This is a genomic window from Sphingomonas canadensis, from assembly GCF_026013525.1.
GTDB lineage: Bacteria > Pseudomonadota > Alphaproteobacteria > Sphingomonadales > Sphingomonadaceae > Sphingomonas > Sphingomonas canadensis.
This window is the reverse complement of record NZ_JAPDRA010000002.1, coordinates 469,659-493,063: the sequence shown is the minus strand read 5'-3', so window position 1 is coordinate 493,063 and position 23,405 is coordinate 469,659. Positions and strand designations below refer to the sequence as shown.

24 protein-coding genes are annotated in these 23,405 nt (G+C 70.2%); 4 read left to right on the top strand and 20 right to left on the bottom strand.

Going from position 1 to position 23,405, the window contains the following annotated elements; genetic code table 11:
- Position 1: 1 nt before the first annotated feature.
- Positions 2-478 (bottom strand): peroxiredoxin, encoded by a 477-nt coding sequence (locus OM513_RS07345; RefSeq protein WP_264943499.1) that lies wholly within the window; start codon positions 476-478, stop codon positions 2-4.
- An 89-nt stretch (positions 479-567) separates the two neighbouring features.
- A complete protein-coding gene (locus tag OM513_RS07340) occupies positions 568-3,270 on the bottom strand; it encodes a bifunctional [glutamine synthetase] adenylyltransferase/[glutamine synthetase]-adenylyl-L-tyrosine phosphorylase (protein ID WP_380916285.1) in 2,703 nt (900 codons plus the stop codon).
- A 125-nt stretch (positions 3,271-3,395) separates the two neighbouring features.
- Between OM513_RS07340 and OM513_RS07335 the strand changes: the two genes are divergently transcribed.
- Complete coding sequence (locus tag OM513_RS07335; protein WP_264943498.1) at positions 3,396-3,530, top strand: hypothetical protein; 135 nt, start codon at positions 3,396-3,398, stop codon at positions 3,528-3,530.
- 17 nt (positions 3,531-3,547) lie between these two features.
- Here OM513_RS07335 and OM513_RS07330 read toward each other — a convergent pair whose 3' ends face one another.
- The 3 genes from OM513_RS07330 to OM513_RS07320 form a co-directional block, all read right to left on the bottom strand.
- Entirely contained in the window at positions 3,548-4,189 is a 642-nt protein-coding gene (locus OM513_RS07330) for a sigma-70 family RNA polymerase sigma factor (protein WP_264943497.1), read from the bottom strand.
- A 93-nt stretch (positions 4,190-4,282) separates the two neighbouring features.
- Positions 4,283-4,420, bottom strand: coding sequence for a hypothetical protein (locus OM513_RS07325; protein WP_264943496.1), 138 nt, complete (start codon positions 4,418-4,420; stop codon positions 4,283-4,285).
- 68 nt (positions 4,421-4,488) lie between these two features.
- The gene (locus OM513_RS07320; RefSeq protein WP_264943495.1) at positions 4,489-5,292 is read right to left on the bottom strand and encodes a response regulator; all 804 of its coding nucleotides are present in this window, start codon (positions 5,290-5,292) and stop codon (positions 4,489-4,491) included.
- Positions 5,293-5,557: 265 nt separating this feature from the next.
- Between OM513_RS07320 and OM513_RS07315 the strand changes: the two genes are divergently transcribed.
- The 3 genes from OM513_RS07315 (at position 5,558) to OM513_RS07305 (ending at position 7,744) form a co-directional block, all read left to right on the top strand.
- Entirely contained in the window at positions 5,558-5,704 is a 147-nt protein-coding gene (locus OM513_RS07315) for a NepR family anti-sigma factor (RefSeq protein ID WP_264943494.1), read from the top strand.
- Between the two features lie 12 nt (positions 5,705-5,716).
- Positions 5,717-7,360 carry a sensor histidine kinase gene (locus tag OM513_RS07310; RefSeq protein WP_264943493.1) on the top strand — a complete coding sequence of 548 codons (1,644 nt, stop codon included), beginning with the start codon at positions 5,717-5,719 and terminating at the stop codon, positions 7,358-7,360.
- Between the two features lie 249 nt (positions 7,361-7,609).
- Positions 7,610-7,744 carry an entericidin A/B family lipoprotein gene (locus OM513_RS07305; protein ID WP_264943492.1) on the top strand — a complete coding sequence of 45 codons (135 nt, stop codon included), beginning with the start codon at positions 7,610-7,612 and terminating at the stop codon, positions 7,742-7,744.
- A gap of 3 nt (positions 7,745-7,747) precedes the next feature.
- On the opposite strand, the gene tatC is transcribed toward OM513_RS07305, so the two are convergent.
- The 15 genes from tatC to OM513_RS07230 all read right to left on the bottom strand — a co-directional run bounded on the left by tatC (position 7,748) and on the right by OM513_RS07230 (position 23,341).
- Complete coding sequence (gene tatC / locus OM513_RS07300; RefSeq protein ID WP_264943491.1) at positions 7,748-8,515, bottom strand: twin-arginine translocase subunit TatC; 768 nt, start codon at positions 8,513-8,515, stop codon at positions 7,748-7,750.
- Positions 8,512-8,925: a Sec-independent protein translocase protein TatB gene (gene tatB / locus OM513_RS07295; protein WP_264943490.1), complete on the bottom strand. Its 414-nt coding sequence runs from the start codon at positions 8,923-8,925 to the stop codon at positions 8,512-8,514. Before tatB ends, tatC begins: the two co-directional genes overlap by 4 nt.
- A 59-nt stretch (positions 8,926-8,984) precedes the next feature.
- A complete protein-coding gene (locus OM513_RS07290; protein ID WP_264943489.1) occupies positions 8,985-9,215 on the bottom strand; it encodes a twin-arginine translocase TatA/TatE family subunit in 231 nt (76 codons plus the stop codon).
- Positions 9,216-9,242: 27 nt separating this feature from the next.
- Entirely contained in the window at positions 9,243-9,866 is a 624-nt protein-coding gene (gene scpB, locus OM513_RS07285) for an SMC-Scp complex subunit ScpB (protein ID WP_264943488.1), read from the bottom strand.
- A complete protein-coding gene (locus OM513_RS07280) occupies positions 9,863-10,597 on the bottom strand; it encodes a segregation and condensation protein A (RefSeq protein WP_264943487.1) in 735 nt (244 codons plus the stop codon). Before OM513_RS07280 ends, scpB begins: the two co-directional genes overlap by 4 nt.
- Before the next feature lie 264 nt (positions 10,598-10,861).
- The gene (nagZ, locus tag OM513_RS07275; RefSeq protein WP_264943486.1) at positions 10,862-11,869 is read right to left on the bottom strand and encodes a beta-N-acetylhexosaminidase; all 1,008 of its coding nucleotides are present in this window, start codon (positions 11,867-11,869) and stop codon (positions 10,862-10,864) included.
- Positions 11,870-11,922: 53 nt separating this feature from the next.
- The gene (locus OM513_RS07270; RefSeq protein WP_264943485.1) at positions 11,923-12,612 is read right to left on the bottom strand and encodes an SPOR domain-containing protein; all 690 of its coding nucleotides are present in this window, start codon (positions 12,610-12,612) and stop codon (positions 11,923-11,925) included.
- Positions 12,613-12,617: 5 nt separating this feature from the next.
- Positions 12,618-14,342, bottom strand: a complete 1,725-nt coding sequence (gene argS / locus OM513_RS07265) for an arginine--tRNA ligase (RefSeq protein WP_264943484.1) — start codon at positions 14,340-14,342, stop codon at positions 12,618-12,620.
- A gap of 170 nt (positions 14,343-14,512) precedes the next feature.
- Positions 14,513-15,436 carry an EamA family transporter RarD gene (gene rarD / locus OM513_RS07260; protein ID WP_264943483.1) on the bottom strand — a complete coding sequence of 308 codons (924 nt, stop codon included), beginning with the start codon at positions 15,434-15,436 and terminating at the stop codon, positions 14,513-14,515.
- Positions 15,437-15,514: 78 nt separating this feature from the next.
- Positions 15,515-16,678 carry a deoxyguanosinetriphosphate triphosphohydrolase gene (locus OM513_RS07255; protein ID WP_264943482.1) on the bottom strand — a complete coding sequence of 388 codons (1,164 nt, stop codon included), beginning with the start codon at positions 16,676-16,678 and terminating at the stop codon, positions 15,515-15,517.
- Between the two features lie 28 nt (positions 16,679-16,706).
- The gene (locus tag OM513_RS07250; protein ID WP_264943481.1) at positions 16,707-18,470 is read right to left on the bottom strand and encodes a tetratricopeptide repeat protein; all 1,764 of its coding nucleotides are present in this window, start codon (positions 18,468-18,470) and stop codon (positions 16,707-16,709) included.
- A 91-nt stretch (positions 18,471-18,561) separates the two neighbouring features.
- A complete protein-coding gene (gene ftsZ / locus OM513_RS07245) occupies positions 18,562-20,103 on the bottom strand; it encodes a cell division protein FtsZ (protein ID WP_264943480.1) in 1,542 nt (513 codons plus the stop codon).
- 116 nt (positions 20,104-20,219) lie between these two features.
- Positions 20,220-21,479, bottom strand: coding sequence for a cell division protein FtsA (gene ftsA / locus OM513_RS07240; RefSeq protein WP_264943479.1), 1,260 nt, complete (start codon positions 21,477-21,479; stop codon positions 20,220-20,222).
- Positions 21,480-21,491: 12 nt separating this feature from the next.
- Positions 21,492-22,451, bottom strand: a complete 960-nt coding sequence (locus OM513_RS07235; RefSeq protein WP_264943478.1) for a cell division protein FtsQ/DivIB — start codon at positions 22,449-22,451, stop codon at positions 21,492-21,494.
- Complete coding sequence (locus OM513_RS07230; RefSeq protein ID WP_380916286.1) at positions 22,448-23,341, bottom strand: D-alanine--D-alanine ligase; 894 nt, start codon at positions 23,339-23,341, stop codon at positions 22,448-22,450. Before OM513_RS07230 ends, OM513_RS07235 begins: the two co-directional genes overlap by 4 nt.
- Between the last annotated feature and the right edge of the window lie 64 nt (positions 23,342-23,405).

Sequence of the window (23,405 nt, the reverse complement as noted above, 5' to 3'; positions counted from 1 at the left end):
TTCAGCGCCCGGCGGCCAGCTCGCGCACAGCCTCCAGCACGTCGATGGCATGGCCGGGAACCTTCACCCGGCGCCAGGAACGCGCCAGCCGCCCCTCCGCGTCGAACAGGAAGGTCGAACGATCGATGCCCATGTAGCGCTTGCCATAGAGCTGCTTCTCCACCCACACGCCGAACGCCTCCATGGCCCTGTCGTCGGTGTCGGTCGCCAGCGGCACGGTCAGGTCGTATTTGGCGATGAACTTCTGGTGCTTGATCGCCCCGTCCTTCGACACGCCCAGCACGGTGGCGCCCAGCGCGGTGAATTCGGGCAGCAGCGCGGAGAAATCCTGCGCCTCGCGCGTGCAGCCGGAGGTGTCGTCCTTCGGATAGAAATAGAGCACGAACGGGCTGCCCGCGCGGTCGCGCAGCGCGATCGCGTTGCCGTCCGAGCCCAGCAGCTCCACCGCCGGGATCTTGTCGCCTTCCTCGATTGCCATGTCGCCGTCCCCGATCCGTGCCGCGCGCGCGGCGTTGTCCTCCGCCGGTAGAGGAAAGCACCCGGATTCGACAAGCGCCGCGCGGCGGCTCAGCGATGGAAGCCGGTGCCCCGCGCGCGGATCTCCGCCCAGCACGCGCGGACGGTGGCGCGCGCCTGCTCCAGCCCGGCGAGCACCGCGTCCCAATCCGCCACGCCCAGCGCGCGCGCCACCAGCGGGCGCGTTGCCGGCGCGGGCGGCCGGCAATCGGGCGCCACCAGCCGCAACGTCACCAGCAGGCGCGAGAGCAGGTCGTGCGCCGCATGCATCTCCGGCCGCATCAGCCCGGCCGCGGCCAGCGCGTCGATCGCCCGGCCGAGCCGGGGATCGAAGGCGGTACGGTGCAGAAGCTGGAGCGTGTGGACCGCGAACTCCAGGTCTACGAGCCCGCCGTCGAGCAGCTTCGCGTCCAGCGGACCCGCCGGCGGCTTGTGCGCCGCCATCTCGGCGCGCATCGCCGCGGCATCGGCCACGATGTCGCGATCGGGCCGCGCGCCCATCAGCACGCGGCGCACCGTCTCGTCCACCACGGCGCGCGCGCCGGGCGATCCGAACACCGGGCGCGCGCGCGTCAGCGCCATATGCTCCCAGGTCCAGGCATCCTTTTCCTGATACTGGCGGAACCCCTCCAGCGAGACGACCAGCGGCCCCTGCGCGCCCGATGGCCGCAGCCGCGTGTCCACCTCATACAGCGGGCCGGAGGCGGTGGGCACGGAAAGCGCGCCGTTCACCCGCTGCGCCAGCCGGTTGTAATAGGTCACCGCCCCCAGCGGCCGCGCGCCATCGGATTCGCTCAGGTGATGGCCGGTGAAGACATAGATCAGGTCCAGGTCGGAGGCGTGGGTAAGCGCCGCGCCCCCCATCCGGCCCAGCGCCAGGATCACCAGCTCGCCATCGGCCAGTCGGCCGTGCGCGCGGGCGAATTCGTCGCGGGTGGCGCCCGCCAGCACTTCGATCGCAGCCTCCGCCACGCGCGCATAGCCAGCCGAAACCTCCAGCGGATCGCTGGTTCCCGCCACGATCTGGGTCCCCAGCGCAAACCGCTTCTCGCCCACCAGCCGGCGGACATGATCGAGCAGCCACTGATAATCGCCGTCGCGCTCGCGCTCGCGCATCTCGTCCACCAGCGCGGCGACATCGGGCATCGGCGCCAGCGCGGTGGCGTCGATCAGGCCGTCGAGCAGCTCCGCGCGCCGCCCGAGCTGGTCGGCCAGCGTCGGCGCGTGGCACAGGATCGCGCTCATCAGCCGCGCCAGCGCGGGCTGCGCCTCCAGCAGCCGGAAGAAGTTGATCGCGCTGGGCAGCCGCGCCAGCATCGCATCGAAGCGCGCGATCGCATGCGCCCCGTCTGGCGCCTGGGCAAAGGCGGCGATCAGCCCCGGCAGCACCGCCTCCAGCGCCTCACGCGCCGCCGCGGTGCGCAGCGCGGGCACGCCGCCGCCGCGCCATCCCTCGATCAGCCGCGCGGCGTTGGCGGGATCGGGCATGCCCGCCGCCGCCAGCTCGCGCTCCAGCGAATCGGCGTCCGCCGCCAGCCGCGGCTCCTCTTCGCCCGCCAGCGCGTCATAGACGCGCCCTACCCGCTCGACATGCGGGCGCAGCATCGCCGTCAGCGCCTCGCCACCGGCCAGCCCATGCAGCCCCGCCACATTGTCCAGCGCCGCGCGATCGGCGGGCAGCTTGTGGGTCTGCAGGTCGTTCACCATCTGCAGCCGGTGCTCGATCGTGCGCAGCGCGACATAGGCGCCGGTCAGCGCCTCCGCCGTCTCCGCGTCGATCCGCCCCGCCGCCGCCAGCGCGGCGAGCGCGTCGCGGGTGGCGGGCGCGCGCAATGCCGGATCGCGGCCGCCGTGGATGAGCTGCTGGATCTGCGCGAAGAACTCCACCTCGCGGATGCCGCCCCGGCCCCGCTTCAGGTCATATCCGGGGCCGAACGCCTGGCCCTGGGCATGATGATCGCGGATGCGGCGGGAGATGTCCTGGATCTCGCGCACCGCCCCGAAATCGAGCGCTCGGCGCCACACGAACGGCCGGATCGCCGCCAGAAAGCCCTCGCCCAGCGCCACATCCCCGGCGCAGGCGCGCGCGCGGATGAAGGCGGCGCGCTCCCACGGCAGCGCCTGCGATTCATAATAGCTGATCGCAGCCTCCACCGGCAGCACGATCGGCGTCACCTCCGGCGTCGGGCGCAGGCGCAGGTCGACGCGGAAGACATAGCCGTCGCCGTCGCGCGCCTGGAGCAGCTCGACCACGCGGCGGCCGATGCGCACCGCCGCATCCTCGGGCGCCTCGCGCTCGCGCCGCGGCAGCGTGGCGGGATCGTAGAGCAGGATCGGGTCGATGTCGGACGAATAGTTGAGCTCGCGGCTGCCGTGCTTGCCCAGCGCGATCACCGTCAGCCCGCGCGGCTCGACCCCGGGGGTGCGTTCGGCGATGGCAGCGGCCACCGCGCGGTCCGCCGCGTCGTCGGCAAAGTCGCTCAACAGCCGCGTCACGCGCCCGAAGTCGTAGATTCCCGCCAGGTCGCCGATCGCCGCGACCAGCGCCAGCCGCCGCCGTTCCAGCCGGAGCTGGCGCGCGACGCTGCCCCCGCCGTCCGCCGCGCGCGCCGCCGCCACCGGGTCCGCCAGCGCCCCCGCCACGTCCGCGGCGATGCCCGGCTCCTGATCGAGCAGCAGGGCCAGGAACGGGGCGTGCGCCCGCGCCCGCGCCAGCGCGTCCCGGATCGCCAGGGGGTCCATCGAAGCCGTCATCGCCGTGCCATTCTGGACGCGACGAACCGTGAAATAGTCAAGCAACAAATGCGCCCTTCGCCCGTTTGAGCGATATGACACAGCAACCCGCAAACCAGGCAGAAAGGGCCGCCTCTCCCTTCCGGGTGGAACGGCCCCGCGCCGGCGATGCGGTGGGGCATGCGCTGCGCGAGGCCTATGAGCGCGACCTTGGCTTGCCCGAGGATATGTCCTCGCTGCTCCACAGGCTGAACCGCGTGCTTTCGCACTCCGCCGACTGAAAACCCGCCGCCCGCGCTCAGCGCTCGCGGCTCAGGTCGTCGACCTCTCCCATGATGGCGTCCAGCGCGCTGCGCCCCTGCGGATCGGCCGGGGTGGAGCGGCGCGACGCGATCTGGCCGCCCGACAGCAGCCCTTCCAGCGCCACGCGCCCGCGCGCGACGCGGCTCTTGATGGTGCCCACCGCGACCTGGCAGATTTCGGCCGCCTCCTCATAGGCGAAGCCGCCCGCACCCACCAGGATCAACGCCTCGCGTTGCGGCTCGGGCAGGTGCATCAGCGCGCGCTGCAGGTCCGAAAGCTCGACATGCCGGTCCTGGCTGGCGGGCGCGGCGAGCAGCCGGTCGGCCACCAGATCGTCCCATTCGCCGCGGAAGCGCGAGCGGCGCATCTGGCTGAGATAAAGGTTGCGCAGGATGATGAAGGTCCAGGCGCGCATGTTGGTGCCCGCCTGAAAGCGCTGGCGCGCCGCCCATGCCTTCAGCAGCGTTTCCTGCACCAGATCGTCGGCCAGGTCGCGGCTGCCGGAAAGCGAGCGGCCGAACGCGCGCAGATGGGGGATCACCAGCGCAAGCTGATCCTTGAACGCATCGTCGGAGAGGGCGACGCGCTCCTCCGCGGGCTGGCCTGCACTGGAATCTTCGGCTTCGGGCTGGGTCATCGAATACCGTTCAGATGCGGGCGGCGCATCGCTGCGCGCCCGGGAATTGTCCGCGCGCGGGATGCGGCGATCGCATCCCCGGCGGCGGAGGGATCAGGCCCAAAGGATGATCGCATAGGCGATGATCACCAGTGCCAGCGACGCGCCCAGGATATAGCGCGTCATATGCGGGGTGGCGCCGGCGCGGGCGCTTTCGCCATCCAGATGGATCGGGGGTTCGGGTTTCGCCATGCTGCTTCAACCCCCCAGCACCGTTTTGGCTCCGTACCATATGGAACTTCGCCGCACGCATGGGGCGGTCAGGCGCCGGCAGGGACGGTCGCCTGATCGAAGAACAGCGCCTGCGCGATGGTGGTCTTCACCGTGGCGCGCTGGAACGGCTTGGTGATCAGGAAGGTCGGCTCGGGCCGCTCGCCGGTCAGCAGCCGTTCCGGGAAGGCGGTGATGAAGATCACCGGCACCGAGAATTCGGCCAGGATGTCCTTCACCGCGTCGATGCCGGAACTGTCGTCGGCAAGCTGGATGTCGGCCAGCACCAGGCCGGGCCGATCCTCCATCGCCAGCGCCACCGCTTCGTCGCGGGTCACCGCCACGCCGGTCACGTCATGGCCCATGTCGCGGACGATCGATTCCAGGTCCATCGCGATCAGCGGCTCGTCCTCGATCACCAGCACGCGCGTGCGCGTCTGGCGCTCGATCTCGGCGATCGCCTCATTCACCAGCTCGGAAACCCGGTCGGGCGACTTGGCGATCAGGAACGCGGTGTCGTCCACCGAAAACCCCTCCATCGCGGTCAGCAGCAGCGCCTGGCGCGACAGCGGGGCGATCTGCGCCAGGCGGCGGCGGGCGATCTCCTCATGCGTTCCGGCCGACGCGCCGCTGCGGGGATCTTCCTCCAGATGCACCGTCTGCCAGATCGCCTGGAAGGTGCGGTACAGCCCCAGCCGCGGCTCCAGGTCGCGCGGGAATTCCTCCGGTGCGGCGACGATCGCCTCCAGAGCGGCGCGGACATAGCGATCGCCCTCCACCTGGCTGCCGGTGAGCGCACGGGCATAGCGGCGAAGGAACGGAAGGTGCGGCGCAAGTTGCTGACCTAGCGACATGAGCAGTATATTCTCCCTTGCGAGCGGTTGCGGAGGTTGCACCTCCGGCACCGCCTTGGCAAATATTTCGCGTCAACCGTGGAGGCTCCCCCCGGATACCGCATCAGGGCATGGAACAAACGAGGCGTTCTTTTGTTTCATGCGCTGGAAGCGTTTGTTGAAAGCGGTTCCGATCCGGGATTGCCCCCGGCAGTTTACGTTTGTAGTCCAATGGCCCGGAGGACCGAGGCCTCAAGGGGGAATGGTGCGTTCCGCGAATGATCGTATGAAGCAGGCGCCGAAGCGGAAGGGCGGAGCGCAGGGACGAACCGGCGGAAAGCCGGTGGGCGACGCATTGCGCCAGGCCTATGACGAGGCGCTGGGCGAGGCGATTCCAGCGGAAATGCTCGATCTCCTCAACAAGCTTGGATAGCCCGCGGGGCCAATGACTGGCGAGCATCCCGAGCCGCCAGGCGCAGACTCCGCTGCCCGGCAGGAGCAGGCTCTCCAGTCGCCGCCCCGGCAAGCCGCTGTGCTCCCCGCCGGGCTGCGCGACCGGATCGAGCGGCTGCCGACCGGCGCCAAGGTCTTCCTCATCCTCGTCCTCGCGCTGCTGCCGCTGGCGCTGATCGCGCTGTTCACGACGCTGCGCACCACCGGCATGGCCGATGCGGAGGCGCGCGCCCGGCTGAATGCCGCGGCCAACGAGAGTTCGGGCGTGCTCGCCTCGATCCTGAAGAACCATATCGCGGAGCTGAAGGAGGGGCTTTCCGCCCTGGAGAGCGACCGCGCCGACGCGCCGGGATGCACGCGCGTCGCCGGTGCCTTCGCCGCGCTGGCGGACACGGGCACGCGCTTCGCGATCGTCGACCGGCGCGGCGAGCTGCTGTGCGGCCAGCGGTTCAGCGTCGCGGGCGCGTCCGTGCTGGGCGCGGACCAGGCGTCGGTACTGTTCCTGCCCGACGGGCTGGTGCTGCGCATCGGCGGCAGCCGCGGGGCCAGCGCCCTCGCCTTCTATCCCACAAGCGCGCTCGGGCAGCTCAGCCGGCCCAATGGCCTGGTCGCGGTCTATGGCTCCGCGATCGTGCGCGGGGCCGAACGGCTCGATCTGCGCCCGCTGCCCGCCGCGGGCGCGCTGGAACGCAACGAACGGGTCGAGGCGCCGCTCGGCGTGGACGGGCTCCAGCTTGAGATGTCGATGCGCGGCGCGGCGATCTCCCAGGCGCTGATCCTGGCCACGGTGCTGCTGGTGCTGATGTGGATCGCCGCTGCGGGTATCAGTTGGTTCGTGGTCGATCGGCTGCTGATCCGGCCGTTGCGCCGCCTGCGCTCGGCCGTCCAGCGCTATCGCCCGGGCGAGGAGATCGATCCCACCTGGTCCGGATCGATGCCCGCGCAGGAGATTCGCGAGCTGGGCGAGACCTTTCGCGAGATCAGCCGCACGGTGCAGGCGCACGAGGCGGGATTGGCCGAGGGGCTGGTGCGCCAGACCCGGCTGACGCGCGAGGTCCACCATCGCGTGAAGAACAACCTTCAGGTCATCGCCAGCCTGATCAACTTCCACGCGCGCGGCCCGCGTTCGCCCGAGGTGGGCGAGGCCTATGCCTCGATCCAGCGCCGCGTCGACGCGCTGGCGGTGGTCCACCGGCATCATTTCGCCGAGATCGAGGAGAGCCGCGGGCTGGAGCTGCGCGCGGTGATCGGCGAACTGGCCGCCAACCTGCGCGCCACCGCGCCCGAGCGGGCGTCCGGCATGACGATCATGCTGGAGGTGGAACCGTTGCTGGTGACGCAGGACGTGGCGGTGGCCGTCGCCTTCCTGATTACCGAGATCGTCGAGCTGGCGATGGCGCGCAGCCCCAACGCGCCCGTACGCATCGCCGCGCGTACCGACGAGACCGCGCCGGATCGCGCGACGCTGCGCGTCCTGTCCCCCGCGCTGGTCGGCAGCCCGGAACTCGATGCGCTGGTGGAAAGCCGCTACGGCCGGGTGATGGGCGGCCTGGCGCGGCAGCTTCGCACCGCGCTCCACCATGATCCGCTGCTCGGCGCCTATGAGGCCGGCATCGCCGTCACCGGGCGTAGCTGAGGTACGAAAAAAATTTGCGCGGCCGGGAACCGGTGTCCGCAAGGATCGTTCTGTTCTTCGGATAGTGACCTTTTGCCCCCCCGCTCTCGCTATCCAAGACATGGGCCCGGAAGCGTCAACCCTCCCCCCCCCCCGGAGACGCTTCCGGGCCTAACATTTTCCAGCGAAACGCTTTTTCACCGAACCTCCGCGCGGAACGAAGCCGCGCCCCCGCGCATTGATGCGCAGGTTTCCAATGGAGGTTCGATCATGCGCAAATATCTCGGCATCGCCATGCTGGCAGGCACGCTGATGCTGGCGGGCTGCAACACCATCTCGGGCGTCGGCAAGGACGTGCGCTCGGCCGGCGATGCGGTGTCCGACGCCGCCGAGGGCGCGAAATAGGCTTCAGGCCGCCCCGGATTCAGCCGCCGCCTGGCGTTCGCGCCGGCGGCGGGTGAACCAGATGGCGCCCAGCGCCAGGAAGTACAGCAGGCTGAGCGGCACCGCGAGCAGGAGCTGCGATCCGACATCCGGCGGGGTCAGCACCGCCGCGATCGCGAAGGCGCCGACGATCGCATAGCGCCACGCGCCCCTGAGCTGCTCAAAGGTGACGATGCCCGCCTGTTCGAGCAGCATCAGCAGCACCGGCAGCAGGAACGAAAGCCCGAAGCCGAAGATGAACTGCATCACGAACTTCAGGTAATTGCTCACGTCCGGCAACGCCTGCTGCTCCACCCCGCCCAGATCGCCCTGGAACCCCAGCAGGAAGGTGAGCGCCACCGGGATCGCCACGAAATATGCCATCGAAGCGCCCGCGATGAACAGCACCGGCGTCATCATCAGGAACGGCAGCAGCGCCTTCTTTTCCTTGCGGTACAGCCCCGGCGCCACGAACTGCCAGAGCTGGTTGGCGATCACCGGAAAGGCGATCATCAGCGCCGCGAAGAACGCCACCTTCAGCTCGACGACGAAGCCGCCGAACACTTCGGTATTGATGATCTTGGTCTGCCCCGCCTTCAGCAGCGGCGCGACCAGGATGGCCAGGATGCCGCGCGCGAAATAGAGGCAGCCGGCAAAAGCCGCGATCAGCGCCGCGAGCGACCACAGCAGGCGGCGGCGCAGCTCGATCAGATGGTCGAGCAGCGGTGCCTGGGTATCGTCGATGTCCCTCATTCGGCCGCCGCCTTGCGCGGGGCGCGGGGCTTGCGCGGCTTCTTCGCCGCCGGGGCCGGAGCGGGCGTAGCCTCCACCTCCGCTTCCGGCGCGGCGGGCTCCGGATCGGGCCGGATCTCGGGCATCGCGGTCATCGCCGGGGCGGGCTCCGCCTCAGGGGCGGGCAGCGCCTCGGGCGGATGTTCGCGCATGATCCGCGCATTCTCCGCCGCCCATTGCTTCTCCAGCTCCTGCAGCTCCGCCTCGCGCACCATCGAATCGAATCCGCTGCGGAACTGGCGCGCCACGCCGCGAGCACGGCCCACCCATTTGCCTACCAGGCGCATCGCCCTGGGCAGGTCCTTGGGGCCGATGATCAGCAGCGCGACGACGCCCACCAACAACAGCTCGGTCGGCGCTACATCGAACATTCGCGGTCAGCCTTGGTGCCGCGCCGCACCTTGGGGGCGCGGACGACGGGGAACGGAAATCAGCGCTCTTCGCGGACCGGCTCGGCCTCGCGCTTCGCGGCGGGATCGGGCGCGGCCTTGCCCTCGATGCGCGCGGCGGGCTTTTCGTCCTCGTCGTCGGCCATGCCCTTCTTGAACTGCTTGATGCCCTTCGCCACGTCTCCCATCATGCTGGAGAAACGATTGCCGCCGAACAGCAATATCACCAGCACGCCGACGATCAGCCAGTGCCAGATGCTCAAGCCACCCATGAAAAATCTCCTCGGTTCACGGGCTATCTAGTCCTCTTCCGTTGCAGTTTCCACCTCGGCTGAGTCGCTTTCGTCGCTTTCGCCCAATCCGGCCTGCTCCAGCGCCAGATCGACCGGGTCCAGCAGCCCCGCGGCCTTCAGGTCGTCGATCCCGGGCAGGTCGCGGCGGCTGGAGAGCCCGAAATGCGTCAGGAAACCCGCCGTGGTGGCATAGAGCAGCGGCCGCCCGGGCACCTCGCGCCGCCCCGCCGGGCGCACCCAGCCGGCCTCCATCAGCACGTCGATGGTGCCCTTGCTGATCTGCACGCCGCGAATCGACTCGATCTCGGCGCGGGTGACGGGCTCGTGATAGGCGATGATCGCCAGCGTCTCGATGCCCGCGCGGCTCAGCTTGCGGCTCTCCTCGCGATCGCGGCGCAGCAGGTGCGCCAGATCGGCGGCCGTCTGGAAATGCCAGCGGTCGCCGCGCCGCACCAGCTCGATGCCGCGCCCGGCATAGGCCTCCTCCAGCGCCTTCAGCGCGCCGCGCACGTCGGCCTCGGCGCCCACATGCGCGCGGATCTCGTCGATGTTCATCGGCGCTTCGGACGCGAACAGCACGGCTTCCACCGCGCGCTCGATCACATCCGGCGCCGCCCCCGCCCCGTTCATGCCCGTCCCTTAAGGTAAAGCGGCGCGAAGGGCGACTTCTGCTTCAGCTCCACCCGCCCCTGCCGCGCCAGCTCCAGCGCGGCGACGAAGGACGAAGCCAGCGCCGACTTGCGATAGCCGCCGCTCGCGTCGTCGGGCAGGAAGCTCTCGATCGTGCTCCAGTCGATCCGCGCGCCGATCAGCTCCGATACGCGCTCGATCGCCTCGTCCAGCGTCATCACGTTGCGCACGGCGACGACGTGCATCACCGGCCGGGTGCGCGCGTTGATCCGGCCATAGGCGGCGATCAGGTCATAGATCTCCGCCTCCCACCGCGCCTTGCGCAGCACGCGCAGCCCCTCCGGCACGCCGCGCGGGAAGACGTCGCGCCCCACCCGGTCGCGCGCCAGCAGCCGGGCGCCCGCCTCGCGCATCGCGTTCAGCCGCTCCAGCCGCAGTTGCAGCCGCAGCGCCAGCTCCTCCGGGCTCGGCTCCACCTCCGGATCGCGCGGCAGCAGCAGCGCGGACTTCAGATAGGCCAGCCACGCCGCCATCACGAGATAGTCGGCCGCGATCTCCAGCTTCAGCTCGCGCGCATCGTTGATGAAGCGCAGATATTGCTCGACGAGCTCCAGGATCGAGATCTGCCGCAGATCTACCTTCTGCGATCGCGCAAGCGCCAGCAGTAGGTCGAGCGGCCCTTCCCAGCCGTCGACATCGATGGTCAGCGTTGCGGGCGCCTCCGAATCCATGCCCGCGATTAAAGCAGCGCGGAGAGGGTAAGGCTACTCCCGCGATTTCTCCCAAATCCTCCCCCGCCAGGGGGAGGATGGGGGCGCCGCAATTCCTCCCCGAGCTTGTCTCAGGGAGGGGGACCGCCGCCGGAGGCGGTGTTGGAGGGGCGGCGCGAAGCGCCGTTGCACCTCGCCGCGCCAACTCCGCCGCCACGTTCCGGCGTCCTCCCCCGCTACCGCGTTCCGCGGTCCCCTCCCCCCGGCGGGGAGGATGGCGCGGGCTCACCCCACCGCCAGCAGCGCATCCCGCTTGGCGACCAGATCGGCGAAGGCGCCGGCGTCCGGCCCGGCCGCCACCGTCGCCATCGCGCGTTCCAGGCGCGCCAGCGTCTCGGGCGGCGCGTCGCCCAGGCGGCCGGCGATTTCCTCCATCTCGTCCATCCGCGCCCAGCAATCGAGCGCCACGTCGCACCCGGCGGCAATCGCGGCGGCGGCCTTCTCGCCCGCGGTGCCGCTCAGCGCCTTCATGTCGATGTCGTCGGTCATCAGCAGCCCGTCGAAGCCGATCCGCCCGCGGATGATCTCGCGGATCACCCGCGGCGAAAGCGTCGCGGGGCGCTCGCGGTCCCATGCGTCGAACACCACATGACAGGTCATGCCCATCGGCGCGTCGTTCAGCGCGGCGAAGGGCGCGATATCGGTCTCCAGCGCCTCCGCGGGAGCATCGACGTGCGGCAGCTCCAGGTGGCTGTCCACCCTGCCCCGCCCATGGCCGGGCATGTGCTTGACGATGCCCACCACGCCGCCGCGCCGCAGCCCCTCGATCACCGCGCGGCCCAGCGCGGCGACGCGCATCGGCTCGCTGCCCAGCGCGCGATCGCCGATCACGCTGCTCGTCTCGGGCCGCAGCACGTCGAGCAGCGGCAGCGCGTCCACGTTCACGCCCACCTCGGCCAGCATCAGCGCCAGCGCATGCGCGTTCGCCCGCGCCGCCTCGATCGCCGAGATGGGCGCCACGTCATACAGCCGGTCGAACACCGCCGGGGCCGGGAATTCGGGCCATTCGGGCGCCCGCATCCGCGCCACGCGCCCGCCCTCCTGGTCGATCAGCACCGGCACGTCGGCGCGGCCGGTCAGATCGCGCAGGCTGTCGGTCAGCGCCCGCATCTGCGCGCGGCTCTCGCAGTTGCGCTTGAACAGGATGAAGCCCAGCGGCTGGGCCTCCCGGAAAAAGGCAACCTCATCGGGCGATAGCGACAGGCCGGCGATGCCGAAGATGACGGGCTTCATGACTCCGCCCTTATCGCCAATTCGCCGCGCGGGGAATCACCCCCGCGCGCGGATCAGTTCGCGACGTAACAGTTCTCGCCCGCGGCGATCAGCCTGGCGCAGATGTCCTTGGCCTGCGCGTTGCTGCCCGCGTTGACGCGCAGGCGATACACGGTCGCGCTGCCCGCCGTACCGCGTTCCACCGCCTTGCCCAGCGGCGCCAGCACCGGGAACTTGCGCGTCAGCCGCGCCCAGGCCGCCTCGGCCCCGGCTTCGTCCGGAAAGGCGCCGAGCTGCATCAGCGCGCCCGATCCGCCGGGGGGCAGCTTGGCCTCCAGCTTCTTGGTGGCGTCGGGCACGGCCATGGTGCCGCCGCCCGGCGAGGGCTGGGCCGCGGGCACGGTCTTGCCCGTCACCGGCTCCTCGGGCCTGGCGCCCATGTTTACCGCTACGTTGCCGGATTCGCCCTGGCTGGCGCCATAGACGGCGGTGCCTTCGCCCTCCACGTTCAGGCCGCCGGGTTCGTCGGGCTTGACCTTATAGTCGCCCTCGGGCGCGGCGATCAGCGCGCCGTTGCCCTGCATCGCCTGCTGCCGCTGATAGATCCAGATGCCGAAGACGACGACCGCCAGCACGGCGACGCCGATGAAGATCAGCAACAGTATCCGCCAGATCGAGGGGCCTTCGCGATAATCCTCTTCGACGGTTTCCAGCCACGGGAGGCGATCGTCATCGCCGAAGCCCTCCCCAGCACGCATACCCATCTTAACTACATCTCCGAAACGGCATCGACCCCCATGATGCCAAGACCATTCCGTACAATTTGCCCGATCGCCTGCGCCAAATAAAGGCGCGCGCATGTTAACCTTACCTGATCCGGGATCAGGAATCTGCGCGCCGGATCGTCGTTGCCCAGATTATACAGCGCATGGAATTCGGCCGACAAGTCATAGAGATAAAAGGCAATCCGGTGCGGTTCGCGCGCGGCCGCGGCGGCCTCGACCATGCGCGGGAACTGTGCCGCCAGCTTGGCGACCTGAAGCTCGCGTGTGTCAAGCAGAGACAGGTCGGCCTCGCCGCAGAGAATCCCCGCCTCCGCCGCCTTGCGATGCACCGAAGCGACTCGCGCATTGGCGTACTGGACGTAGAAGACCGGGTTGTCCTTCGACGCCTCCACCACCTTGGCGAAGTCGAAGTCCATCTGCGCGTCGGCGCGGCGCGTGAGCATGGTGAAGCGCACCACGTCCTTGCCCACCTCGTTCACGACATCGGCCAGCGTGACGAAATTGCCCGAGCGCTTGGACATCTTCACCGGCTCGCCCGCGCGCAGCAGGCGCACCATCTGGACCAGCTTGACGTCGAACCGGGTCTTGCCGCCGGTCAGCGCCTGCACCGCGGCGACGATGCGCTTCACCGTGCCGGCATGGTCCGCGCCCCAGATGTCGATGAGCTGGTCGGCCGCCTGCGCCTTCTGGAAGTGATAGGCCAGGTCGGCGCCGAAATAGGTCCAGCTTCCGTCGGACTTCTTGATCGGCCGGTCCTGGTCGTCGCCGAAGCGGGTCGAGCGGAACAGCGGCAGCTCCACCGGCTCCCAATCCTCGGGCGTCTCGCCCTTGGGGGCTTCCAGCATGCCGTCATAGACCAGGTCGTGCGCGCGCAGCCACGCCTCGGCCTCGGCCGGCTTGCCCGCGGCCTGAAGCTCCGCCTCGGACGAGAAGAGGTCGTGGTGGATGCCGAGCAGCGCCAGGTCCGCCTTGATCATCTCCAGCATCGCGGCGACCGCTTCCTTGCGGAAAAGCGCGAGCCACACCTGCTCCGGTTCACCAACATAGGCGTCGGCATGTTCCGCGGCGAGCTTTTCGCCGACCGGCTTCAGATAGTCGCCGGGGTAGAGCCCCTCGGGGATTTCGCCGATCTCCTCGCCCAGCGCCTCGCGGTAGCGCAGGTGCGCCGATCGGGCGAGCACGTCCACCTGCCCGCCCGCGTCGTTGACATAATATTCGCGGATCACCTTGTGGCCCACGAACTCCAGCAGGCTGGCCAGCGCATCGCCCACCACGGCGCCGCGACAATGCCCCATGTGCATCGGCCCCGTCGGATTTGCCGAGACATATTCGACATTTACGGTCACGCCCGCGCCCGCGTCGGAGCGGCCGTAATCGGCGCCCGCGGTGGTGATCGCGCGCAGCTCCTCGCGCCAGCTATCCTCGGCGACGCTCAGGTTGATGAAGCCCGGCCCCGCGATCGCGACCGACGCGACCTCGTCCAGCTTCTCCAGCTCGGCGGCGATCTTTTCCGCCAATGCGCGCGGATTGGTGCCCGCCGGCTTGGCCAGCACCATCGCCGCGTTGGTCGCCAGATCGCCATGGCTCGCGTCGCGCGGCGGCTCGACCGTCACGTTGCGTCGCTCCAGCCCCGCCGGCAGATCGCCCGCCGCCAACAGGGCGTCGAGCGCGGCGTCGAGATGTGCGGAGAAACGTGCGTAGAGGGTCATTTCCTGTCCAGACGGATGTTAACGTGCGCGCCGCTTACGCCAAAGCGCCCGCGGCTCAAAGCCATACGTCACTCGGCCGCCGCAAGCCCCGCCGCCGCCGCGCCAAGAGTCTGTCCTGTTCAGGCGGCACCAGCCCGCTCCCCCGCCCGGCCACCCAACGCCAGTTTATTCTATGGGTGGCCGGGCGGGGGAGCGGGCCGGGGCCGATTCCGCCAAAGGCGGACAGACCCGAGCCCGCCATCGATCGCATAGACCGCCAGCCCCGCCCAGATCAGCGCGAAGCAGATCAGGTGCGCGGTGGTCAGCGCTTCGCCGAAGAAGGTGACCGCCAGCACGAACTGCGCGGTGGGCGTCAGATACTGGACCAGCCCCAGCGTCGAAAGCGGCAGCCGCCGGGCGGCCCCGGCGAACAGCAGCAGCGGCGTCGCGGTAAACACGCCCGCCAGCGACAGCAGCAGCGACAGAGAAGCCGTGGTGCCGAAAGCGCCTGCCGGATGCAGCACCAGATAGAGCGCGGCGAACGGCGCGAGCCACGCGGTCTCGATCGTAAGCCCCCCCAGCGAATCTACCGGGGCAAGCTTGCGCACCAGGCCATAGAAACCGAAGCTCAACGCCAGCGACAGGCTGATCCACAGGCCGCCGCCCGCACTGGCGGCGAGCACCGCCACGCCCGACGCGGCCAGCAGCACCGCCACCGTCTGCGCCCGGTTCAGCCGCTCGCCCAGCACGGCCATGCCGAGGAGCACGTTGACCAGCGGATTGAGGAAATAGCCCAGGCTGCCCGCCAGCACATGGTGGTTCTGGACCGCCCAGATATAGATCAGCCAGTTGACGGAGATCAGCGCTGCGCTGAGCGCGAGCATCGCCACCAGCCGGGGATTGGCGATCGCGCTGCCCAGCCGCGCCAGCCGCCCCAGCGCCATGACCAGCACCAGCAGGAACAGCACCGACCACACGATCCGGTGCGCCACCACCTCCACGGAACCCACCCCGTGGAGCGCCGCAAAATAGATCGGCAGCAGCCCCCACATCGCATAGGCCGCGATGCCCTGCACCAGCCCGGTGCGGACGGAATTGGTCGTGTTTTCGGCCATGCCGCGCAGTTAGGGACGATGCCGCGCCGCGTCAAAGCACCTGGGGTTTCGCGCCGCGAAGCTGCGCTGTTCCGCGCGTCAGAACCCCTCGGGCAGCCCCGTGGGGCCGATCGCCGCCTCATGCCGGGCGATGGCGTAGCGATCGGTCATGCCCGCGATGAAATCGGCGATGTGGCGGCTGCGCGCGGGCTCCTCCCCGGGCAGCGTCTCGCGCCATTCGGCGGGGATCAGCCCGGGATCGGCCGAATAGGCGGCGAACAGCCCCGATATCACCCGGTCCGCCGCGTCCGCCGCCTCCAACTGGCTGGGGTGGTAATAGAGATTGGCGTAGAGGAACGCCTTCAGCTCGCGCTCCGCCTCCTTCATCGCATCGGAAAAACCGGCGAGCGGGCGCCCGGCGGCGCGCACCTCGTCCACGCTTCCGATATCCGCGATCCGATCGCGCGTGGCGGCGATGAAATCGTTGACCATCGCGCCGATCTGCGAACGGATCAGCTCGCGTGTCAGCCGCTTGCGCTCGGCGCCGGGGAAACCGGCCTCCACGCTGCGCCAGCGCTCCTCCAGCATCGGCAGCGCGAAGAGCTGGTCGAGGCTCAGCAGGCCTGCGCGCAGCCCGTCGTCGATATCGTGGTTGTCATAGGCGATGTCGTCGGCGATCGCCGCGACCTGCGCCTCCAGCGAGGCATGGGTGGTCAGGTCCAGCGGGAAGGCCGCATCGATCTCCGCCAGCGCCCAGCCGGGCTCGAACACCGGGCCGTTGTGCTTGGCCAGCCCCTCCAGCGTCTCCCAGCTAAGGTTCAGCCCGTCCCAGGCGGGATAGGGCCGCTCCAGAACCATCAGCGTGCGCAGCGTATGGCCGTTGTGATCGAAACCGCCCGCGCCCGCCATCGCCGCCTCCAGCGCACGCTCGCCGGCGTGGCCGAAGGGCGGGTGGCCGATGTCGTGCGCCAGGCACAGCGCCTCGGTGAGGTCCTCGTTCAGCCCCAGCGCGCGGGCGATGGTGCGGCCGATCTGCGCCACCTCCAGGCTGTGCGTCAGCCGGACGCGGAAATGATCGCCGTCGGGCGCCAGGAACACCTGGGTCTTGTGGCGCAGGCGGCGGAAGCCGGTGGAGTGGATGATCCGGTCACGATCGCGCTGGAAGGCGTCGCGCGGGCCGCGCTCGATCCCAGCAATTTCCGCGTGCAGCCGCCCGCGGCTGCGATCCGGACGGCACGCCCATGGCGCCTCGCGCACGCTCATGCGCGCCGCCCGCAGACATAGGGGACGATCACTTGGCCGCCAGCTTGGTGATCTTCTGCCCGGCCTCGCTGGTGAAGACGAAGCCGCCCACCCCGTCCTTCTTCACCAGGTTCACGAAGGCCTGCGCCTCCGCCACCGATTTGAACGGGCCGACGAGCAGCCGGTTGGTCGCCTTGAACGGCACCGTCCAGGGCGAGCGCCCCTTGAACGCCGCGGGCGACTTCTTCGAAAGCGCGGCCCAGGTGAGCGGCAGGCCCTTCACCTCGGCGCCACCCGCGATCTGAACCCAGATGCGCGCGGGTTCGGCCTTGGCGGGGTCGGGCTTCTTGGTCTTGGAGGTATCGGGCTTGGCGCCAGGCTTGGTCGCGGCGGGCTTGGCCGCCGTGGGCTTGGCGGCGGCGGGCGTGCCGGGGCGCGGCGCGGCGGCCACCGCCGGAGCGGGCTTGGCAGGCGCCGGCCGCACGGCCGGGCCACCCGGCACGGGCGCATTGGTAGCCTCCATCAGCTTGCGCTCCTCATCCGGCACCGCGATGCCGGCGATGATCGAGGCAAGCACCGGATCCTCCTGCCCCGCGCGGACCGGGCCGGGCGGGCGCGGATCGCTGCGTGGCGCGGGAACCGCGGTCAGGCTGCCGGGGACGCGGCGGCCGCCGCCGGCCACGGCCGGCTGGTTGGCGGGCTTGGGCGGCGGCGCCGCACGCACCGGCTGCGGGACCGGATCGATCACTGCGTCCGGCACGGGGCGATAGACCGGCGGCGGCGGCAGCGGCGGCGCGGCGGAAGCAACCTGCACCGGCGCCGGGGCCGGCACCGGCGCGGCACCGCCCCGGCTGGTCGGCGCGGCGAGGCCGCTGCTGGCGCCCCGGGCATCGCGGCCGCGGCCCTTGTGCGGATCGAGCGCGGCGGGCGCCGGGATCGGGCTGGCGGCAGCGACCTGAACCGGCGCGGCGGCCGGCCCGGCGGGCGGGGCATAGGCGGGAAGCTCGGGCGCGAACCGGGCATCGGCAAGCCGCGCCTGGCTGGGCCGCAACTCGCCGAAATGCACCGCGAAGGCGCGGTCTGCGGCGCCCATCGGCGCAAGGCGGCGGAAGAAGGGGCTGAGCGCGGTGCCCATGTTGCCGGGCATCATGCTCGCGGCGATACGTTCGGCGCCCACGACGTCGCCGTTCATCGCCAGGATGAAGGCGCGCGCGCGCCACGCCGCGCGATCGCTCTTGCGCAGCAGCGGATCGAGCTGCGCCATCGCCTCGTCGGTTCGGCCGGTGATGCCCAGCGACAGGGCATAGCGACGCACCGTCTCGTCATCCGGGCGGATGGCGAGCGCGGCCTGATAATCCCTCTGCGCAAACTGCGGCGCGCCGAGCAGATCATAGGCCAGCCCGCGATCGGCGGCATATTCGCGCACCGGCAGCCCGCGCGCCTCGGCCTCCTTGAACAGTTGCAGCGCCTCGCCCGGGCGTTGCAGCTTGATCAGAATCACGGCGCGGCCCGCGGCGATGCGCGGGTTCTGGGCATCGAGCACCTCGGCGCGCGAATAGAAGGCGAGCGCGGCGGGCGTATCCCCCACCCGCCCGCTCAACTCCGCCGCCGAAAGCAGCGCGCGCAGATCGCGGGGATTTGCGGCGATGATGCGCATCTCCGACGCCAGGCGCTCGGCATCGGGATTGGGCGCGGCGACGACTTCCGTGGAGCTGGTCGCGGGCGCGCCGTCCATGGTCTGCGCGGCGGCGGGAAACGCGGTGGCGGCAGCCAGAACGGCGATGGCCCGGCGCAGGAATGCAGGTCTGGTCATATGCGCTCAGCCTATCCCCGCACCCGGGCGTTCCGCCAATGGCCTTTGCCCGCGCGCCTCGCCAAAACGAGACACGCGGGCGACGAACGGCCTATTGGTTGTTCTGCCGGTTGAGGAACCGCGGGATCGGCGGCAGATCGCCGTCGTCGTCGTCGGACTTCGCGCCACCCCGCGAAGCCGCGGCCATACGCTCGAACAGCGTGCCGCCCAGCTTGGGCTTGGCGGCGGGCTTCGGCGCCTCCTCCGCATCGTCGCCGCCGGTCAGCCAGCGGCGGCGGTTGCCGAACTCGGGCGCGCGCGGCTCGGACGGGACCTCCCCGGCCGCGTCGGCGGCGAGATCCTGTGGCGTCTCCAGCCCGTCGCCGACCTCGGCCTCGGACCCCAGCACCAGCTCGTCGCCGGCCGGCTCCTCCGCGGCTTCGGGCTCATAAGCCTCGGGCACGGCGGCGGCGGGCTCGTCGCCGAAGGTCATCGGCTCGGGCGCGGAGATGGTGAAGCCGGGCTGCGGCGCCGGCTCCTCGGCCACGGGCGGCTCGGGCGCGGGCTCTTCGGCCACGGGCACCGGCTCGATCACCGGAGCGGCGGCCGGAGCCTCCGTTCCGCGGCGCGGACCGGCGAAGGAGAAGACGCGCGGCTGCTCGGCCGCGGGAGCAGCGGCGGGCTGGGCCTCCGCGTCGATACCGGTGGCGACCACCGACACGCGGATACGGCCCTCCAGCTCCGGATTGAACGCCGAACCCCAGATGATGTTCGCATCGGGATCGACCAGCTCACGGATATGGTTCGCGGCCTCGTCGACCTCCAGCAGGCGCATGTCCTCGCCGCCGGTGATCGATACGATCACGCCCTTGGCGCCGTTCATCGACACGCCGTCGAGCAGCGGGTTAGCGATCGCCTTCTGCGCGGCGATGAGCGCGCGGTCGTCGCCCTCAGCCTCGCCGGTGCCCATCATGGCCTTGCCCATCTCCTGCATCACTGCGCGGATATCGGCGAAGTCCAGGTTGATCAGGCCGGGCATCACCATCAGGTCGGTGATGCCGCGCACGCCCTGTTGCAGCACCTCGTCCGCCATCTCGAACGCTTCCTTGAAGGTCGTGTTCGCGTTGGCGATCAGGAACAGGTTCTGGTTGGGGATGACGATCAGCGTATCGACGTACTTCTGCAGTTCCTCGATACCCGCCTCGGCGGCCTTGGCGCGGCGGCGGCCCTCGAAGGCGAAGGGCTTGGTGACCACGCCCACCGTCAGGATGCCCATGTCGCGCGCGGCCTTGGCGATCACCGGCGCGGCGCCGGTTCCCGTGCCGCCGCCCATGCCGGCCGCCAGGAACACCATATGCTGGCCCTGCAGCGCCGTCTGGATCGTGTCGATCGTCTCCTCGGCGGCGGCGCGGCCGATCTCGGGCCGGCTGCCCGCGCCCAGGCCCTGCGTGATCTTCGCGCCGAGCTGGAGCCGGTTCGCAGCCGTCGACTGCTTCAGCGCCTGAGCGTCGGTGTTGGCGACCAGGAACTCGACGCCATGCACGTCGGCGCGAATCATGTTCGCAATGGCATTGCCGCCAGCGCCGCCTACGCCGATCACGGTGATCCGCGGGGTCAGTTCATCCACGTCGGGCGGCAGGAATTCGATACTCATCGCCAGTTTCTCCCCTCGGGCGACCGGCGGGAAAACCGGTCGGCACCGATTCCTTGTGCTTCTGCACGAACGCCGAATACGACTCTAGCGAAAAGAAGCATTCTTGTCGCAGAAGCTTAATAATTCGAGCGAAACGCCTGCCACAGCCGTCCCAGCAGCGCGCCCGTATTGGCGCGCGTGACGAGCTGATGCGGCGCGTGGATGCTGCGCACATCGACCGGGTCCGCCGCGGCGAAGCGCGCGATTCCGGCCATGGTGGCGAACTGCGGGCCGCTGTGCGCCTCGGGCAATCCTGCGAAGCCGCGCGGCCGCTCGACGCGCACCGCGCTGCCCAGCGCCTGCTGGGCGTAATCGGCGATTCCCTTCAGCTCCGCGCCACCGCCGGTCAGCACGATCTGGCGCCCCACCGGATCGCCGAAGCCCAGCCGCGACAGCTCCGCGCCGATCTCCGCGATCAGCCGCTCCAGCCGCTGCCGGATCACCGCGATGAGCTGCGCCTTGGTGATTCGCGCCGTCTCCGCATTCTCGTCGGACGATGCGGAGGCGACCTCGATCGTATCGTGGTTGTCGCGCGGGCTCATGTTGGCGGAGCCGTGATAGCATTTGGTGCGCTCCGCCCAGGCGCGCGGCGCGGCGAAGGCGGAGGCGATGTCGTCGGTGATGTCGGCCGATCCCATCGGTATCGAACCCAGCCCGGTCAGCACGCCGCCGCGGAACACCGAGACATTGGTGAGCCCCGCCCCGATCTCGACCAGCGCGACGCCCAGCTCGCGCTCCTCCTCGGTAAGGCAGGCGAGGCCGGTGGCGACCGGCGCCGCGATGATCGAGCGGACCTCCAGATGCGCCGACCGGACGCACAGATCGAGATTGCGGACCGGCGACCCCTCGGTCGAGACGACATGGATATCGACCCCCAGCCGGTCGGCGTGCAGCCCCAGCGGGCGCTTCACCCCCGGCAGCCCGTCTAGCGTGTAGCGCGTCGGCTGGGCGTGCAGCACCATCTTGCCGCCCGGATTGAGCGCGTCGCGCCCGGCCTTGAGCAGCTCGTCGACATCGGCCTGCTCGACGCGATGGCCGCCCAGCTCGACCTCAAGCTTCACCACCTCGGAGCTCATGCCGCCCGCGGAGAAGCTGACCCACACGTCCTCGATGTTGAAACCCGCCAGCCGCTCGGCCTGCTCCACCGCCTCGCGGATCGCCTGTTCGGTGGCGGCCATATCGACCACATAGCCGCGCTTCACGCCCCGGCTCTCGCGCTGGCCGGTGCCCAGCACCATCAGTTCGCCGTCGTCGCTGCGCTGTGCGATCAGCGCCGATACCTTCGACGAGCCGACGTCGAGCGCGGTGATCAATCCTTCGGGTGCTGCCTTGGCCATGATACCCCTCCGTCACTCCCCCGATTTGGCGATGTCGCCCTCGCGCTCCGGCGCGTCCTCGCGGGCCTGGGCGGCCTGGGACGGCGAAGGCGACGGCGCCGGCTGCGCGCGCGGCATCCGGATCACGAACTGCCCTTCGTTGCGCATGTCGAAGCTGATCACGCCGCGGCCGAGCACGCGGAAATCGGCATCGCGCTTGGCGAAACGGGTCAGCGCGGCGACGGCGGCGGCCTCGCCTTCCGGAAGCTGCAGCTTCTCGCCGGTGTCGAAGAACAGGTCCCAGCGGCGATTGCCCACCCAGGCCGCGGCCTTCACCAGCGGCTTCAGCGATGGCGCCGCGTCCAGCAGGCGGCGGCGGGCCAGTTCCTGCGTGTTCGCGGTATCGCCGATCAGCAGCGGCAGATTGGGCATCGCATCGCGCGAGACGGGGGCGATCGGAAAGCCCTTCACGTCGATCAGCGTTAGCTGGCCCTGGTGGTGCTGCCAGATCGCCGCGGGCTCACGCTCGACGATGTGGATCACCAGCGTATCGGGCAGGCGGCGCGATACGCGCGCGTCCTCGATCCAGGGATAGCGCAACAGCCGCTCGCGCACGCCCGCCAGGTCGATCAGCGGCATCGCCCGCGATTTCTGGTCCAGCGCCTGGGCATAGACGGTGTCGCGGTCCATGCGGCGCAGGCCGGTGATCTCGATCGCGTTGAGCCGAAGCCCGGCATCGCCGATCGCCTCAGACACCGCCTGCCCGGCCATCGCGGGCACGCCGAACCAGCTCGCCACGCCGATCGCCCCCGCCCCGGCCAGCCCGACCAGGCCCCAGGCGGTGATGCGGCGGATCGCATCGTGGCTGAGCCCCAGCGCGCTCACCGCGCGATCGATCGCGCCCGGGCCCTGGCGCCGCCGCTGCTGCGGCGGCCGCTTCGCCGCGGGCTTGCGCCCCTTGGCGGGGGGCCGGGAGGGCGCGCGCTTGCTCACGCCAGGGCTTCGTCCACGATACGCTGCACCAGATCGGCATAGCTCATCCCGGCATGCTTCGCCTGCTCCGGAACAAGGCTTAGCGGCGTCATGCCCGGCTGGGTGTTCACCTCCAGCAGGAACAGCCCCGCCAGCCCGCGCTCGTCGTCCCAGCGGAAGTCGGAGCGGGAGGTGCCGCGGCACCCCAACAACCGGTGGGCCTCCACCGCCAGCCGCATGCACTCCGCCGCAATATCCTGCGGGATATCGGCGGGGCAGACATGCTCGGTCAGCCCGTCGGTGTACTTCGCCTCATAATCGTAGAAGCCGCTCTTGGGCCGCAGCTCGGTGACGCCCAGCGGGGTGTCGCCCAGCACCGCCACGGTCAGCTCGCGCCCGCGGACATAGGGTTCGGCGAGCAGCTCGTCGAACTCCTGCCACGGCCCGCGCGTGTCGCGGCCGATCGGGTTGCCATAGTTGCCGCCCTGGGTGACGATCGCCACGCCGACCGAGGAGCCCTCGTTCACCGGCTTGAGCACATAGGGGCGCGGCAGCGGATCGGCGGCGTAGAGGTTTTCGGTCGCCACCACATGGCCCGCGGGCATCGGGATGCCGTGCGGCACCAGCGCCTGTTTGGTGAGCTGCTTGTCGATCGCGATCACCGATGTGACCAGCCCAGAATGGGTATAAGGGATGCCCATCAGATCGAGCATGCCCTGCACCGTGCCGTCCTCGCCCGGCGTGCCGTGGAGCGCGTTGAACACCACGTCCGGCTTCGCCTCGGCCAGCTTCACCGCGACGTCGCGGCCCATGTCGATCCGCGTGACGCGATGGCCGAGCGATTCGAGCGCGTCCGCCACGCCCGCGCCGGACATCAGCGAAACCTCACGCTCGTTGGACCAGCCGCCCATCAGAACCGCGACGTGGAGGTTCACAGCTCTCCTCCCGCTTGCGAGAGGGGCTGGGGGAGGGCCT

Coding starts and splice junctions, on each gene's coding strand:
- nagZ (WP_264943486.1), bottom strand. CDS start 11,869: ATGAAGCCCGTCATCTTCGGCATCGCCGGCCTGTCGCTATCGCCCGAT.
- OM513_RS07325 (WP_264943496.1), bottom strand. CDS start 4,420: ATGGCGAAACCCGAACCCCCGATCCATCTGGATGGCGAAAGCGCCCGC.
- ftsA (WP_264943479.1), bottom strand. CDS start 21,479: ATGGCCAAGGCAGCACCCGAAGGATTGATCACCGCGCTCGACGTCGGC.
- scpB (WP_264943488.1), bottom strand. CDS start 9,866: ATGAACGGGGCGGGGGCGGCGCCGGATGTGATCGAGCGCGCGGTGGAA.
- OM513_RS07290 (WP_264943489.1), bottom strand. CDS start 9,215: ATGGGTGGCTTGAGCATCTGGCACTGGCTGATCGTCGGCGTGCTGGTG.
- OM513_RS07280 (WP_264943487.1), bottom strand. CDS start 10,597: ATGGATTCGGAGGCGCCCGCAACGCTGACCATCGATGTCGACGGCTGG.
- OM513_RS07230 (WP_380916286.1), bottom strand. CDS start 23,341: ATGGGCGGCTGGTCCAACGAGCGTGAGGTTTCGCTGATGTCCGGCGCG.
- OM513_RS07315 (WP_264943494.1), top strand. CDS start 5,558: ATGAAGCAGGCGCCGAAGCGGAAGGGCGGAGCGCAGGGACGAACCGGC.
- argS (WP_264943484.1), bottom strand. CDS start 14,342: ATGACCCTCTACGCACGTTTCTCCGCACATCTCGACGCCGCGCTCGAC.
- OM513_RS07310 (WP_264943493.1), top strand. CDS start 5,717: ATGACTGGCGAGCATCCCGAGCCGCCAGGCGCAGACTCCGCTGCCCGG.
- ftsZ (WP_264943480.1), bottom strand. CDS start 20,103: ATGAGTATCGAATTCCTGCCGCCCGACGTGGATGAACTGACCCCGCGG.
- OM513_RS07340 (WP_380916285.1), bottom strand. CDS start 3,270: ATGACGGCTTCGATGGACCCCCTGGCGATCCGGGACGCGCTGGCGCGG.
- OM513_RS07250 (WP_264943481.1), bottom strand. CDS start 18,470: ATGACCAGACCTGCATTCCTGCGCCGGGCCATCGCCGTTCTGGCTGCC.
- OM513_RS07320 (WP_264943495.1), bottom strand. CDS start 5,292: ATGTCGCTAGGTCAGCAACTTGCGCCGCACCTTCCGTTCCTTCGCCGC.
- OM513_RS07305 (WP_264943492.1), top strand. CDS start 7,610: ATGCGCAAATATCTCGGCATCGCCATGCTGGCAGGCACGCTGATGCTG.
- OM513_RS07255 (WP_264943482.1), bottom strand. CDS start 16,678: ATGAGCGTGCGCGAGGCGCCATGGGCGTGCCGTCCGGATCGCAGCCGC.
- tatB (WP_264943490.1), bottom strand. CDS start 8,925: ATGTTCGATGTAGCGCCGACCGAGCTGTTGTTGGTGGGCGTCGTCGCG.
- OM513_RS07345 (WP_264943499.1), bottom strand. CDS start 478: ATGGCAATCGAGGAAGGCGACAAGATCCCGGCGGTGGAGCTGCTGGGC.
- OM513_RS07330 (WP_264943497.1), bottom strand. CDS start 4,189: ATGACCCAGCCCGAAGCCGAAGATTCCAGTGCAGGCCAGCCCGCGGAG.
- OM513_RS07270 (WP_264943485.1), bottom strand. CDS start 12,612: ATGGGTATGCGTGCTGGGGAGGGCTTCGGCGATGACGATCGCCTCCCG.
- rarD (WP_264943483.1), bottom strand. CDS start 15,436: ATGGCCGAAAACACGACCAATTCCGTCCGCACCGGGCTGGTGCAGGGC.
- tatC (WP_264943491.1), bottom strand. CDS start 8,515: ATGAGGGACATCGACGATACCCAGGCACCGCTGCTCGACCATCTGATC.